Raw genomic sequence first — 14,646 nt, forward strand, 5'->3', positions numbered from 1 at the left:
TGGCTGTCGGCGGAAGCTCCTCCCACACCCAGCCTCGCCGGACGAGCCCCCAGCGGCTCGGCGAATCGATCACCCTGCTCTGGTGTCGGTGGCCGCCGACACAAAGTTGCGACGAAGAGCAACTCTGCACAAGCAGCTCACCGTCCAGGAGTCCCGCCACAAGCTCGCCCGCGATATCTGCCACGGCAAGAAGGGCACCATCCACCAGGCATACCGGGTGTTGCCCGGCGTTGAATATGCCGACGAAGGCGGCGTTCACGATGCCGGCCGTGAACGCACCCCGCCTCGTCGCGCTTGTTCGCGCCGGAGCCCGCTTCGAACACAGCCGCCTCGTCGAACGCCCTGAAGAACTCGCAGCATGACAGGCCCGCCGACCCCGGTCTCCTGCCCGCAGGCCGCCGATCCGGATTCAGGCGTATCGGTCGAAAAGGGCCTGGAGGTATCCCTCCAGCCGCCTGATCAGCACGGTGGGGGTCAGATCGGCACGGCCCACCTCGCGCCAGGGGACAGCGACCTTCTCGGCGTCCGGAGCGAAGGCCAACGCGTCCAGCAGCCGCCAGTAGAGATGAGCGGCGCGGTCTTCGGCCAGCGTCCCTCCCGCCGCAAGGTAGCGGTCGGCGAAGCGCATGCCCGCGGGAACCCCGTGCAGCAGGGCCAGAGCCGTCGAGCAGTGGGCCACGTCCAGGTCGGCCGGCCCCCAGGAGGTCTCCACCCAGTCGACGACGCCGCTGATCCGCAGACCGTCGCCGTCGCCCGTGAAGAGGACATTGCCGGGATGGAAGTCCCGGTGCAGGAAGCAGGCCCGGTAGTCCGGGGGCTCGTAGCAGATCACGTCCACAGCCCGTTGCCACAGCTCAGGCCGCTCGGTGTCCTCGGGTGGGCTCACCCGCTCGGGGGAGGTCCACGCCTGATAGGTGCGAGGCCGTGCCTCTGCGGTCACCGGCAGCCGGTGGATACGCAGCAATTGACGGGCCAACAGTTCGGCACGCCGATCGGCCCCTTCATCGCCCAGGCGCACGGTCCCGGGCAGCAGGGACATCAGCAAGGAGGGATGGTCGCAGTACTGCGCCGTTGCGTCCACCGCCACAGGCGTGGCTGCGGGCACGTCCGTGTCGCCGAGCAGGCGCAGAACGGCTGCCTCGCGGGTCAGCAGGCCCTCCGCGTGCCGAACGAAGAAGGGCTTGACAAAGGACCGCAGGACCAGTGAGCGTCGACCGCCCGGCCCGCAGATGCCCAGACGGCGCATCTCCGACGTCCAGCCGCCACGCAACCGCACGACTTCTTCGATGCGCTCTGTCTCGGACAGCCCCTTCTCCACCCAGGCACGCGTCGCACCCCAGCCCTGACCCTCAAGATCGGCACCGATGTGCTCGGCCCCCTCGCCCGTAACCATGAAGGCAGGCTGTCCACCTCAGCGACGGACACACCCCATGGCCACCCCGCCCACAACTCTTGATGCGATGAAGGGGCGACGAAGTCCCGCCCTCCGCGGGTGGCCTGGGTAGACGCCAGTCACCCACTACGTGACGGCGAAGGAGCCCAGGTGAGCGAGTACGACGGACACCAGTACGTCGGCGTCGACCTGCACCGCAGGCGGTCCGTGATCGTGCGTCAGACCGACGACGGCGCCGTAGTCACAGCGCGGCCGGACCTCGGTGGTGCGGGTCCGCGGCCGCTCCCGCAGACGGTTCTCCATCGCCGCGCTGACCTGCTACAAACCCGGTCACCGCTCCAGGCTCATCTACCGGCCCCGCCATGACGACGGCCGTCGCGATGGGCGCAAGAGCTTCTCCTGGCGCGACTACCGGACCTGTTGATCGCAGCGCACCAGCAGCTCGGCGGCCCGATGGTGCTCGTCTGGGACAACCTCAACGTCCACAAGGCCGCCGACCTGCAAAAGTTCGCCGAGGCCCGGGACTGGCTGACCATCTACTATCTGCCGCCCTACGCACCCGACCTCAACCCCGTCGAGGGGATCTGGTCCCTCCTGCGACGCGGCTTTCTCTCCAACGTCGCCTTCAGCACCCCCGAACACCTCGTCCAGCGCATCCGGCGCGGCCTACGGCACATCCAGTACCGCAGCGAACTTATAGACGGCTGCCTCGCCGAGACCGGCCTGACAATCAGCCCCACCTGAGCAATCCGGACACGTCACGAGTTCAACCTCAGTAATGCAGGGCCGCGCCCGCGAGTGCCTCGGCCAGGGTCACGGGCGGGCGGCCGATCAGGCGGCGCAAGTCGCCGGAGTCGGTGTACATCTCGCCGCGGTTCATGCCACGGTCAGCGTCAGCGAGGACCTCCGCCAGCTCGGCGGGTAGGCCCGCGGCGGCCAGTACCTGGGCGAAGTCGGGCACCGGGAGGTCAGCGTAGGTAACCTGCTTTCGGGCCGCAGCGGAGATCGCGGCGGCGAGCTCAGTCAGGGTGAAGGATTCGTCGCCGCCGAGCTCGTACACGGCGCCGGTGTGGCCTTCAGCGGTGAGGACGACCGCTGCGGCCTCGGCGTAGTCGGCGCGGGACGCGGCGCTGATCCGCCCCTCGCCTGCGGCGCCGACGACGGCGCCGTTCTGCAGGATCTGCGGCAGTTGGCTGGTGTAGTTCTCCAGGTACCAGCCGTTGCGCAGCAGCACGCTGGGGATTCCGCGGTCCAGCAGATACTCCTCGGTCTCGCTGTGCGTGGCACCGATGACGGTGGTGGCCGTGTCCGCGTGCGTCGTGCTTGTGTACGCCACTAGCGACACGCCTGCGGACGCCGCGGCGTCGATCACGCGGCGGTGGTTGGCGACCCGCTCGCCCACAGGGACCGAGGCCGAGATCAGCAGCAGCCTGTCCGCCCCCGCGAATGCCTCGGCCAGGCCGTCGGTGTCCGCGAAGTCGGCGCGGCGTACCGTGATGCCTCGGTCGGCCAGGTCCTTGATCCTGGCTATGTCCCGGCCGGTCGCGATGATGTCCGCGGCCGGGATCCCGCGCCGCAGCAGTGCCTCGACGGTGAGCCTGCCCAGCTGGCCGGTGGCTCCAGTGACGACGATCGGCATGATGGTCATTCCTTCCTTCCGCGCGTGCCTCACACGCCTGCCGCGGTCCGTCCGCGGCGGGATGGAACACAGAATGACCTGCACACTCTCTATTGGGGAGTAGCCACTTCTTGGTAGGGTACTTACCCGATCGATAGCATTGAGGTGAACCGTATGGCTGCTGTCGAGAAAGTGACCGGGCCCATACCGTCATTCGATCCGTACGGGCGCGGCTGCCCGTCGCGGGACCTGCTCGACCAGATCGGCAGCAAGTGGGCGGTCCTCGTGCTGGGCGAACTCGGCCGGAACGGGACCTCCCGGTTCGGCCAGCTCCGGCAGGCGCTGGCGGGCGTGAGCGAGAAGATGCTCACCCAGACGCTGCGCACTCTCGAACGCGACGGGCTGGTCAGCCGGACCGTTTACCCAGAGGTGCCGCCGCACGTGGAGTATGAGCTGACCGCGCTCGGCCAGACGCTGCGGGAACCGCTGAAGGCGCTCACGGAGTGGTCCGTGCTGCACATCGAAGAGGTCATCGCCGCCCGCGAAGAGTACGACGACCGCACTGAGCGCACCCGGTAATCGGCGGCGGCCGGCGGTCTGGTCATAGATTGCTGCCTCGCCGAGACCGGCCCGACAATCAGACTCACCTGAGCAACCCGGCGACATCACGAGTTCAACCTCAGTAACCGCGCTTCAGTGATGTTGAACGCGCGTTGCCCACGAATGGCACAAAGCCATCCACGCCGCGGTGCGGTCCGGACTCCTGTGGGCGGTGCGCCTGCTGGTCGTCCTGGCGCACCGGGTGCGCTCCGTCGGCATCGTCCTGTTCGGCGCAGCGGTCCGCGCGGGCGCGGGAGTCGTCGGCGGCCTTGGTGAACGCGTCCTGGAGGTGGCGCAGTCGCTCGGCCGTCCGTGCGGGACGCCCGCAGGGCCCGCAGCGCCGTCAGGTCGATTGCCTCCCGGCGCCCGGCTTCCGACTCCTGGTCGCCGTGCTCTGGGTCGGCGGCCGGGGACGCGAGCAGCTGCTCGGGCATCGCCGCCTGCTGGTGCGCGACGACGTCGTACGCCCGGCCTCGCGCGACGGTGACGGTGGTGCGCAGCTTCTCGCGGACCACCGCGCCGACGAGGACGGCGGCCCGCTCGTACTGCAACGGGACGCGGGGTATCTCCCACTCCCCCGGCTCCAGGGCCGGCGGCCGGGGCGTAGCCGGTGTGCCCGGGTCGGCCGGGGGCTGCCGGTCCGGGTCCGGTGCGGCGGGCGGCGGTCGCCACCACCTGCCCGCCTCACCGCCCACGCCCGGCGCCGCACTCTGCACATCGACCGCACCTGGCCCTGGGCCGGCGCGTTCACCATCGCCTGGAGACGCGCCACCGAGCTGCCGGCCTGCGCCTGACGGCCGCCCACCACCCCGACGGCACCGGAGAGGAGAGGACCGCAACACCCCTCGGGCCCGTGGAACCCGACGCCCCGCAGCGTCACGCGACGACCCGTCCCCGCATGGCAAGGGATATAAAGTGCAGCCATCCGCACACGGCGACGCCGTCACGCCACTGAAGAATCGAGGTCAATGGGCCGCACAGTGACACCCCCTCGCCACGGCCGCACTATCCGCACCATTTATCCACTCGGTAATCGCGCCGTCACTCCTTATGCTTGGATGTTGGCCCGTCAACTCACTGAGTGCATACGGCAGAACGCCCCGGGGGACGAGACAGTGACGCAGCAGACCTTGGTGCCGCCGCAACCGGAGCCGTCAGACGGACGGTCCACGCCGCCCGCAGTCGGACGCACCCCACCGCACGCCAGCGAGGCGACCCGGCTGTTGTGCGCCGGCACCTACCTCGACGAGGCCTACCGGCACGCGGTCATCGAGGAGTTGTACGTCCACGAGGAACGCGTCGTCGCCCCCTCGTTCGGTTTCGACGCCGCCCGTGTGCTGGCTCACGCGCTGCGCGCCCAACGCCTGTATCTGGGCTGGGCGTTGGGGATTCTGCTGCTGTGGGGCGTCAGCTGGCCGCTCACCAACCGGCTGAGCCTGATGTTCCTGATGCCGGTGGTGCTGATGTACCTGGCCGGCCGGGTGCGCGGGCCCGCCCCACGGCCCGTCTGGTACCGGCGCTATCTGGCCTGGTACATGCGCTGGTACGCGTGGCTGTCCTTCGTCTTCGCGCTGCTGACGCCGTACGCCATCGCCATGAAGAACACCGACCTGCTGCAGCAGGCCCGCGATTTCTGGGACGTTCTGGTGATCCCCCGGCTGGTCTTCACCGACGGCATCTACGGCGTCTACCAGACCGGCCGCCTCCAGGGCTGGATCGCGCTGGCGTTCCCCCTGGTGATGGCGCTGGCCGTCGGCTTCGAGCGGCACATGGTCTCCCGTGCGCTGACCGGTGAGCTGTCCCGGACCAGGTTCCCCGACGCCCGCGCCGACCCGGCCGAGCGGACCACCGAGGGCAGCCGCTTCCACCGGCTGCGGGACCGCATCCGGGTGGAGCAGCACGAGCCGCTGGCGATGTACCGGGCGGACCAGCCGTTCTGCGGGGCGGGCAGACCGTACGACACCTGGTCCCTCTCCGTGGAGCTGCAGCCGCGCGCGGATCGCGCGAAGAAGCCCGACCCGTTGGACAACCAGACGATCCTCAACCGGATCAAGCCTCTGCTGCAGGCGCTGCGGGTGCCCGCCACCGCCCGCACCCCGGAGGGCGCGGCCGCCGTACGGGACCGGCTGCGGCAGTTGCAGATCGACGAATGCGTCTTCCTGCCGGTGGACGGGCTGCCCAGCCGACAGCAGGCGCCCTACGGGCAGTTCGAGCAGCACCGCGCCCGCGCGGTCGAGGAGGGCGGCGAGACCCGGCGCCACTTCCTGCGGGTGCAGGTCGGCGGCTGGGAGGAGGAGCTGGTCACCACCGTCTTCGTCCGGGTGCACACCCAGGGCGGCATGCTGATGCTGGAGGTCGCGCCGCACGTGCTGCGCCCGGTACGGCCGCTGTTCCGGAACGCCGACCGGGTGGCCCACGACTACCTGCACGCCAACCCGCTCGGCAAGGCCGTCTGGGCGCTGACCCGGATGCCGCACTCGGCCGGCCAGTCCGTGGTCACCGTCTGGCAGACGCTCACCCTGCTGGCCCGGCTGGCGTCCCGCGGCATCGGCAGATCGATGCCGGACGGCCCGGCGCTCTCGGTGCGCGAACTGGGCTCGGACGACGAGGCGTCGCTCTTCCAGGACATGGACCACCAGCGTTATCTGAAGACCATTCAGGACCGGGTGGCCAACGGGGTACGCCAGGCGCTGCGCGAAGCGGGCTGGCAGACCGAGGAGTTCGAGCAGAAGATCGTCAACATCAGCAACGGCGGAGTGCTCATCGAGCAGGCGAGCGGCGCCTTCGCCATGGGGTCCGGCGCAGTGGCCAACAACCAGGAAGCGGGGCCCTCGGGAGGGATGGACAGTGGCAATGGATGAGCAGCAGCCGACGAGCGGCGGCACGCAGAACGTCAACATCGGTACGGCGAAGGGGGCCTTCGCCTTCGGCGCAGGCAGCGTGGCGAACAACTATGAGGGACCGCAGCAGCAGTTGAGCACCGAGCAGCGCGAACTGCTGGAAGTGGTAGGGAAGTTGCGCGAGGAACTGCGGGCGTTCCGCAGCACCCCGGAGACGGACGAGCTGACCAGACAGCTCACCGACACGCGGGACGAGATCCAGAACACCGGTCAGGCGAGTCCGGGACGGCTGACCAGGCTGCGCACCGCGTTGCAGGACGCGGCGACGGCGGTCGGCATGGCGGCCTCGGGCGCGGCGGTCGCACAGGCGGTCTCCGCGCTGCTGGGACGGTGACGGTGGGATGAGCGGGGCTTCGGGGGACAGCGGCATCCGCTGGAACGACGAGACACAGCGCTGGGAGTCGGCGGGCGAGGCCGGGACACCGGTCCCGCCCTCGCCACCGCCACCGCCGGTACCGGCGTACGGCCCCTCGCAACCCGTGGAGGACCCGTACGACCTCGCGTACACGGTGACGCCTCCGCCCGCGCCCACGCGTCGATCGCGGCGTACGACGGCCCTCGTCGCCGCCGCGACGGTCGCCGCGGTGTCGGGCGGGATCGCCGGCGGGGTGCTGGCAGTGCGGGGCGACGGAGGGCACGGCGGGACCGGGTCCGGCCCGGCGTCCATGGTCAGCGCGTCCGAGACGGCGACCTCGGGCAGTGGGCCGACGGGCAGCGGCCTGCCCACGGACACGGGCACCGTCGGCGCCTGGTCCACCGACTCGCCGTCATCGTCACCGACCGACGTCCCGCCCGCGTACGTCCTCCAGGAGGACGCCTCCGGCTTCACCATCGCCGTACCGGACGGCTGGCAGCGGGAGGAGAAGTCGAACGGCATCTTCTACAACTCCCCCGACGGCCGCAGCCTGTTGCAGGTCTTCGCCATCACGGAGCCGGACATGACCCCTCGCGCGGCCCTGACCGAAACCTCCCACACCCTCGCCAAGAACAACAAGAACTACAAGGAGATCAGCCTCCAGGACGTCTCCCAGGATTCGGGCGAGCCCGCAGCCGAGCTGGTGTACGCCTACGACCGCCCGGACGGCACCCGCCGCCAGGTCATCGACCACGCCTTCGGAACCGACACCGGCAAGCAATACGCGGTGCTGGTGGCGGGCCCCGAGAACGACTGGCCACGGCAACGCGACATCCTCCAGATCGCGTTGGCCCATTTCTCGCCGTGATCGCTGTTGCGGGTCAGGACGTCGGTGACGGCGCATAGTGGTGGGCAAGATTGGTGGCGAGGTCGCGAAGGTGAGCCCTGGCTTCGGTGGGGCCGTGCACAGTGATGGCGCTCCCGAACGGCAGTAGTGCTCGCACGTCCTCCAGATGCAGGAAGCGGATCGTTACCTTGGGGCCGGTGGCGGATTCTTCATGGTCGTCCCAGACGAGTCGTAGGCCAAAGATCCGTTGCGCTCGCTCGATCTGGGTCTGGTCGATGGTGGCGCTGACCTCTATCGCGTGGTTGTGTTCCCACTGAGCAATGAGCGCCGCAGCGACGGTGGCCAGGGTCTGGCTCTCGCGGCCCCTGTACGACGGCGATCCCTCGGACTCCGCAGCCGCCCCCTCGCGCGATGACCTACAGCAAGATCATTTTACGCCGCCCGCAACAACTTGATAGGGCCCGACAAATAGTCATCAATCCGAGCATTGCCTTTTGTTCGGATCCATTGGCTCAGAGGTGATCCCGCGGTCACCGCCGAGTTCGGCCTTGGTCGGTGCTGCGGCGTCCGGCGAACTACTCGTGGCTGGTCGTCCTGCGGAGCCACTGCGCGCACAGGGACGTCCACGTGCCGGCGGGCGTCATGTCCTGGGCCAGTCCCACGCCGTGTCCGCCGGTGGGGAATACGTGCAGTTCGACCGGGACCCGCAGGGAGGCCAGGCGCCGGGTCAGGGACAGGGCGTGGTCGACCCCGACGGTGTCGTCGTCCGCGCAGTGCCAGATGAAGGTCGGGGGGGTCTGCGGGACGGCGATCAGCTCGATGGAGACCGCGCGGCGCTGTTCCGGGGTCGAGCCGGGGCCGAGGAGCGGGTCGCTGTCCGGTTCGCCGACTGCGGCGGGGCCGAAGCTGTGCCATGACGTCGCCGGGTAGCAGAGCACCGCGAACGCGGGCCGCTCGTCGTCGGCCGTGTCCGGGCCGGCGGCGAGGTGGGCGGCGAGGTGGCCGCCCGCGGAGAAGCCGAGGACCCCGATGCGCGACGGGTCGACCCCCAGCCCCGGCGCCTGCGAGCGCGCCTCACGCATCGCCGCCCGTGCCGAGTCCAGCGGCGCGGGGTGAAAGTCCTGTGGCCCGACCGGGTACTCCAGCACCCAGGCGGCGAATCCGAGCTGGTTCAGCCACTGTGCGACGGGCTTCCCCTCGTGCGGGGCAAGGAAGGTGTAGCCGCCGCCCGGCATGACGATCACCGCGGGCGCGCCCGCAGCCGGGCGCGGCGCCTCCGCCATCAGTGGGTAGAACGTCAGCGCTGCCGCGCCACTGTTCGTGACCCGCAAGTCTGCCATCTGTTGCTCCATCTGTGAGAAGGGATTTTCTTCGGGGTTTCTTCCGTCGGACCGCCGCGGTCCTGAAGGAGGTGCGGACCGCACGGAGGCGCGCCCCGGCACCTGCACACGTCAGCGCAACGCGTGTGCGACGGCGGCTCCTTCGCGTACGAAGACGGGTATGCGCTCCAGTGGGGCGTCGGCGTCGGGTGCCGTTCCACCCTCCAGCACGTGTCCGGTGGCCGGGTCGTACCAGCGGGCGCCGGAGGGCAGGTAGACCCGGCGGGTGCGCGCGCCCGGCTCGTACACCGGTGCCACCAGCACGTCGGGGCCGAGCAGGAACTGGTCGTCCACGTCCCAGGCGCGTTCGTCCTCGGGGAAGTCGAAGAACAGCGGGCGCATGGGCGGTGCGCCGGTGCGGTGGGCGTCCTCGGACAGCACGGTCACATAGGGGCGCAGGCGTTCGCGCAGCAGCAGGTGGTCCCGGAGGATGCCGTACGCCTGCTCCCCGTAGGACCAGACCTCGTTCGGCCCGCCGGTCATGTCCGTGGAGAAGGTCGGGTGGTGGGGCACGCGGTCCCCGTGCAGCCGCATGACGGGGCTGAAGGTGCCGTACTGGAACCAGCGGATCAGCAGCTCGCGGTAGGCGGGGTCGTCGGGGTCGCCGCCGAAGAAGCCGCCGATGTCGGTGTTCCACCAGGGGACGCCGCTCATCGCGACGTTCAGTCCGGCTCTGATCTGCCGCGCGAGGGAGTCGAAGGTGGTGGGGATGTCGCCGGACCACAGTGCGGCGCCGTACTTCTGGCTGCCCGCCCACGCGGAGCGGACCAGGGACAACGGCCGGTCCTCGCCGGCCGCGCGCAGGCCGTCGGCGACGGTTCGGGTGTGCAGGAGCGGGTAGAGGTTCGCGGCCTCGGCGGCCGGACCGGCGGCGTAGACGGCACGGTCGGCGACATCCCGGGGCAGGTCGGGTTCGCAGGCGTCCAGCCAGAAGCAGGCCACGCCCGCTGAAAGGTAGTTGTCGCTCAGTCGTCGCCACAGTGCGGCGCGGGCGTGGGAGTCGGTCGCGTCGTAGTACGCCATCCGGCGCATCGGCTCCTCGGCGCTACGGGAGGGCCAGTGGCAGGTGAGCAGGCCGCCGTCGCCGTCCCGTACGAGGCATCCGGCCGAGCGCAGCTCGTCGAAGGTGTCACTGCCGGGCTCGACGGTGGGCCATACCGAGACCGCGAGCTTCACCCCGAGGCCGGAGAGCTCTGCCACCATCGCGGCGGGATCGGGCCATTCGCTCGCTTCGAAACGCCAGTCGCCCATCGCGGGCCAGTGGAAGAAGTCGCAGACGATGACGGACAGCGGCAGTCCGCGTTCCTTGTACTGCCGTGCCACAGCGAGGAGTTCGTCCTGGGTACGGTAGCGAAGTTTGGACTGCCAGAAACCGGACGCCCACTCGGGCAGGAGCGGCGGACGTCCGGTGGCCAGGGTGTAGGCGTCCAGGATCTGGGCCGGAGTGTCGCCGGCGGTGATCCAGTAGTCGACCCGCCCGCCGGCGTCGGCGACCCACCGGGTGGTGTCGGTGCCCAGTTCGGCACGGCCGGTGGCGGGGTTGTTCCACAGCAGTCCGTAGCCGCGCGAGGAGTGCAGGAAGGGGATGGCGGCCACCGTGTTGCCCTGGACGAGGTCGATCACACAGCCCTTCTGGTCCAGGAGCCCGTGCAGATGCTGCCCGAGGCCGTGCAGCCGCTCGCCGGCGTAGGCCTCGAAGTGCTGTTCCGTCCGGCCGCCGGCCGCATGGACGCGGGGGCCGGGATGATGGGGGTACGGGGTCTTGTCTGCGAGGAGTTCACGTCCCGAGGCGGCGTGCAGGAACCTCAGCCGGCCGTCCGGCAAGGCCTCGACCGCGAGGCGGCCGTTGACCAGACGGGCAGAGCCGTCTTCCGCAACGGACACGTCGACGTGGGGGGAGGGCGGCGGGCTCTCCAGCGCCCCGGGAGCGGCGGGGTCGACCGTCCCGGAGGAGGCCCGAACCCGAACCGCGTGCGGTCCCCAGGGCTCGATACGAAGAAGCTCTTCGGCGGTGTGACGTTCCAGGCCATCCGCGCTGATGCTGTAGGGCAAGGCGATTCCTCTTGTTCTTCTGACGCCCGGCCCCGTGTGGGAGCACCCGGGGCCGGGGTCGGTCACCCGGTGGTCAGGAGACGGTGCCGGTGACCGTGTCGCCGGACCTGGTCACGTGGTACGTGACGGAAGCCCCGCTCCAGAAGTCGAACTTCAGGGTCACGGTGGCGCCGTCAGTGAGGGTCTTGAGGTAGTCGGAGGTCAGCCGGATCGCGCCGTTCGGGTAGTCCGGCGTGAAGTGGGTGTTGAACTCCTGGTACTGGGTCCAGGAGTAGGGGCCGGCGGGGGTGCCGTCCGCGTACCGGGACTCCATGGTGGCCAGCACGTCGCCCTTGAACTGGGTGGGGATGGTCAACGAGCTGGTCGTACCGGTCGCGTCGGACTGTACGGGCAGGTCGTTGGTGATCACGTGGAACGTCCACGGCACGCCCCGGGAGAACCGCGCCTCGAAGGTGGCGTTCTCGCCGTACGCCCGGTCGCCGCCCAGCCGGGTGAGCAGCGAGGGGGTCAGCGTGAGCTGGTCGCCGGACACGGCGTAGTCAACCCCGGGACGCAGCCGGGTGTCGCCCTGCCACAGGCCGCGGAACGACAGGCCGTTCAGGTTGAGGGTGACGGTGTGCGCGGCGACCGGCGCGGACTTCGGCAGGAACACCTGGTCGGTGGACGCGGTGCCGGAGCGGGTGTGCCAGCTCGCCCTGATCAGCGCGACCAGTTCGGGGTCGCGCCATTGGAGGGTGTTGCGGTTGAGGAACGAGCCGGCGTCCCACAGCGAGGTGGTGATGCCGTTGATCCGCGCCTCGTAGCCGAGCTGCTCGAAGTACTTGAACGCCTCGCCCCGCTCGATCTGGTCGGGCTTGGTGAAGTCCGGGTAGGACAGCGTGCCGTACTCGCCCAGGTACACCGGGATGCCCTTGGCCACGAAGACGTCGTGCACCGCGGTGAAGTCGTCGATCAGGTCCTGCTGGGTCTGCTGGTTGTAGGTGGTGAAGCCGCCGTTGTTCACCGAGAACGGCCAGAAGCTGTAGTAGTGCACGGTCGCCCCGAGGTTCGGGTCGTGCAGCCTGGTGATCGTCGTGTACAGCTCGCCCATCTTCTGCGGGGTCGGGCTGGTGTTCTGGTCGGGCAGCAGCAGGACGCGGGTCGCGTTACGGCCGCCGGACTGCCGCACGATGGTGTGGAACGAGGTGTTCAGCTCGTCCATCGCCTGGGTCTTCTGCGCATCGGTGGCGTTGTCGCTGAACTGCGGCTCGTTGACGCTCTCGAACAGCAGCTTGCGCGGCTCGTCCTTGAACGCCGCCGCGATCTGCTGCCAGGTCGAGTCGAACCGGGCGAGCACCGCATCGTGGTCGGCGGTGGTGATGTTCTTGATCCACTGCCACGAGTCGTGGTGGACGTTCAGGTCCACGTACAGGCCGTCCGAGAGGGCCATGTCCACGACCTGCTTGACCCGCGCCATGTACGTCGGGTCGATCGTGTAGGGCGCGGTGGTGTCTTGGGCGCTGCTCCAGGTGACCGGGATCCGCACGCTGCGGTACCCGGCCGCCCGGACGGTGTCGAACACCGCCTTGGTGGTCAGCGGGTTGCCCCAGGACGTCTCGGTCGGGAAGGCGTCGAGGGTGTTGCCCAGGTTCCAGCTCGGCTGCATCGCCGCGACCACGGATTGCGCGCTGGTGGTGGCGTCCGCGGTGGTGCTGGCGGTGGTGCCGGCCAGGGCAGGGGTGTTGCCCACACCAATCGTGGTGACCAAGGCCAGGGGCAGGCTCGCCAGCAGCCACAGCCGCCGGCCGGCTCTCCCCGGGCGTGGTGTTCCGGTCATGTTCGGTGCCTCTCGATCGTCGGGATTTCCTCGTGCACGCGGTTGCCGTGCACAGGCTCTGGGGCCGGGTGCCCCCCGTCAGGCCGGAGCGGATGTCGTTGCTCAGCCGATCTGCTCGTAGTCGAACCAGTCGACGTGGACGGTTCCGGCGGCCGCGTAGACGCCAATGACGCGACCGGTGAAGCCGCCGGCCACCTCGGTGGATACGTACCGGCCGTCCAGCGCGCCCAGCGCGGTGAACGTGCCGTCCGGCTCCTCGACACCGAGCGTGACGAGGTCCGGTCCGGTGCCCAGGCCCAGGTCCTGCGGCGGGGCGATGTCCACGCGAAGCATCACCGGGCCGTCCGGAGCGGGACGCGAGCCGAGCACGCTGCGCAGCCCGCCGACCCGGGCGACCGCGCGCACCTCGCCGTCGGTGACCTCCACCTCGTAGTGGTGCCGCTCGTCCAGGCGCACGGCCAGGCCGCCGGCGCCCTCGGCGGGGTCCAGCAGGGCGCGGCTGCGGCACGTCAGGTGCTGCTGGCGGCGGCCGACGAACACCACGTCCTTCTCGTCCATCGAGGCGCCCCGGGCGCGCAGCGTCAGCCAGCCGGGCCGCTCCCGGGTGGTGATCAGCTCGGCCGGGCGGTCGCGCAGCGAGATCCACTGCGGGGCCAGCGGCTCGGCGTCGAAGTCGTCCCGCGCGGGTGCGGTCGCGGGCTGCAGCGGCCAGTTCGGCGCGGGCAGCGCGAGGTCCGGCGAGCCGACCACCGGCCAGCCGTCCACCCAGGTCACCGGGGCGAGGAAGGTCTCCCGGCCGAGCCCGTGCCAGCCGGGGGTGGAGCCCTGCGGCCGAACGCCCAGCAGCACCAGCCACCAGGAGCCGTCCGGGCCCTGCACCAGGTCGGCGTGGCCGGTGTTCTGCACCGGGTGCTGGATGCCGCGGTGGGTGAGGATCGGGTTGTGCGGGCACGGCTCGAACGGCCCGTTCGGCGAGGTCCCGCGGGCGATCGAGGCGGAGTGCCCGCGTTCGGTGCCGCCCTCGGCGATCAGCAGATACCAGTAGTCGCCGATGTGGTAGAGGTGCGGGGCCTCGGGGTAGCTGGAGCCGGGGCTGCCGGACCAGATCCGGCGCGGCTCGCCGATCACCTTCCCGGTGGCCGGGTCGAGCTGAACCTGCTGGACCCCGGCGGAGGTGCACCAGCAGGTGCCGTCCTCGTCCCAGGCGAGGTCCGGGTCGATGCGGGGCACGTCCGGCAGCAGGATGGGGTCGGACCACGGGCCGGCCGGGTCGGTGGCGGTGACCAGCAGGTTTCCGTGGCCGCTGACGTTGGTGACGATCAAGTGGAAGCGGCCGTCGTGGTAGCGCAGGGTGGGCGCGTAGACGCCGGCGGAGGACGGCGAGTCCAGTGGCAGGACCAACTGCTCGGGCCGGTCCAGCACGTTGCCGATCTGCGTCCAGTGCACCAGGTCGCGGCTGTGGAAGATCGGCACGCCCGGGAAGTACTCGAAGCTGGAGCAGGCGAGGTAGTAGTCGTCGCCGACCCGGCACACCGTGGGGTCGGGGTGGAACCCGGGGATGATCGGATTGCTGACGGCGGTGGCCTGGTGCTGGTCGGGCACACTCGTTCCTCTCCAGGGCAGCTGGCCCTGTTCTGGTCGTCGTTCGACGGGAGGGGCGGCCCGGCGAGGTGCCGGGCCGCCCGG

12 protein-coding genes and 1 pseudogene are annotated in these 14,646 nt (G+C 70.2%); 6 read left to right on the top strand and 7 right to left on the bottom strand.

Annotated elements, in window-relative coordinates; genetic code table 11:
* Window positions 1-409 precede the first annotated feature (409 nt).
* Together O1G22_RS00220 and O1G22_RS00225 are read right to left on the bottom strand one after the other, a co-directional pair.
* The gene (locus tag O1G22_RS00220; RefSeq protein WP_270079382.1) at window positions 410-1,393 is read right to left on the bottom strand and encodes a phosphotransferase family protein; all 984 of its coding nucleotides are present in this window, start codon (window positions 1,391-1,393) and stop codon (window positions 410-412) included.
* Between the two features lie 126 nt (window positions 1,394-1,519).
* The gene (locus tag O1G22_RS00225) at window positions 1,520-1,696 is read right to left on the bottom strand and encodes a hypothetical protein (protein ID WP_270086690.1); all 177 of its coding nucleotides are present in this window, start codon (window positions 1,694-1,696) and stop codon (window positions 1,520-1,522) included.
* Between O1G22_RS00225 and O1G22_RS00230 the strand changes: the two are divergent.
* Window positions 1,635-2,137, top strand: a pseudogene (locus O1G22_RS00230) (transposase); the annotation flags it as partial. The gene O1G22_RS00225 and the pseudogene O1G22_RS00230 sit on opposite strands and share 62 nt — an antisense overlap.
* A gap of 28 nt (window positions 2,138-2,165) precedes the next feature.
* Here the strand turns inward: O1G22_RS00230 and O1G22_RS00235 are convergent.
* Window positions 2,166-3,041, bottom strand: a complete 876-nt coding sequence (locus O1G22_RS00235) for an SDR family oxidoreductase (protein WP_270079383.1) — start codon at window positions 3,039-3,041, stop codon at window positions 2,166-2,168.
* A gap of 144 nt (window positions 3,042-3,185) precedes the next feature.
* Between O1G22_RS00235 and O1G22_RS00240 the strand changes: the two genes are divergently transcribed.
* The 5 genes from O1G22_RS00240 (at window position 3,186) to O1G22_RS00260 (ending at window position 7,734) form a co-directional block, all read left to right on the top strand.
* Window positions 3,186-3,590 (top strand): winged helix-turn-helix transcriptional regulator, encoded by a 405-nt coding sequence (locus O1G22_RS00240; RefSeq protein WP_270079384.1) that lies wholly within the window; start codon window positions 3,186-3,188, stop codon window positions 3,588-3,590.
* 410 nt (window positions 3,591-4,000) lie between these two features.
* The gene (locus tag O1G22_RS00245; protein WP_270079385.1) at window positions 4,001-4,405 is read left to right on the top strand and encodes a hypothetical protein; all 405 of its coding nucleotides are present in this window, start codon (window positions 4,001-4,003) and stop codon (window positions 4,403-4,405) included.
* A gap of 321 nt (window positions 4,406-4,726) precedes the next feature.
* Window positions 4,727-6,472 carry a hypothetical protein gene (locus tag O1G22_RS00250; protein WP_270079386.1) on the top strand — a complete coding sequence of 582 codons (1,746 nt, stop codon included), beginning with the start codon at window positions 4,727-4,729 and terminating at the stop codon, window positions 6,470-6,472.
* On the top strand, window positions 6,465-6,845 hold the full coding sequence (locus tag O1G22_RS00255) for a hypothetical protein (protein WP_270079387.1): 381 nt from the start codon (window positions 6,465-6,467) through the stop codon (window positions 6,843-6,845). The genes O1G22_RS00250 and O1G22_RS00255 overlap by 8 nt, the downstream gene beginning before the upstream one ends.
* Before the next feature lie 7 nt (window positions 6,846-6,852).
* Window positions 6,853-7,734, top strand: coding sequence for a hypothetical protein (locus tag O1G22_RS00260; protein ID WP_270079388.1), 882 nt, complete (start codon window positions 6,853-6,855; stop codon window positions 7,732-7,734).
* A gap of 554 nt (window positions 7,735-8,288) precedes the next feature.
* Here the strand turns inward: O1G22_RS00260 and O1G22_RS00265 are convergent.
* The 4 genes from O1G22_RS00265 to O1G22_RS00280 form a co-directional block, all read right to left on the bottom strand.
* Window positions 8,289-9,053, bottom strand: a complete 765-nt coding sequence (locus tag O1G22_RS00265) for an alpha/beta hydrolase (RefSeq protein WP_270079389.1) — start codon at window positions 9,051-9,053, stop codon at window positions 8,289-8,291.
* Window positions 9,054-9,164: 111 nt separating this feature from the next.
* Entirely contained in the window at window positions 9,165-11,144 is a 1,980-nt protein-coding gene (locus tag O1G22_RS00270) for a glycoside hydrolase family 31 protein (protein ID WP_333492196.1), read from the bottom strand.
* Between the two features lie 73 nt (window positions 11,145-11,217).
* Entirely contained in the window at window positions 11,218-12,960 is a 1,743-nt protein-coding gene (locus O1G22_RS00275; RefSeq protein ID WP_270079391.1) for a cellulase family glycosylhydrolase, read from the bottom strand.
* Between the two features lie 102 nt (window positions 12,961-13,062).
* Window positions 13,063-14,562, bottom strand: coding sequence for a glycoside hydrolase family 43 protein (locus O1G22_RS00280; RefSeq protein WP_270079392.1), 1,500 nt, complete (start codon window positions 14,560-14,562; stop codon window positions 13,063-13,065).
* Between the last annotated feature and the right edge of the window lie 84 nt (window positions 14,563-14,646).

Source organism: Streptomyces camelliae, from assembly GCF_027625935.1.
GTDB classification, from domain to species: domain Bacteria; phylum Actinomycetota; class Actinomycetes; order Streptomycetales; family Streptomycetaceae; genus Streptomyces; species Streptomyces camelliae.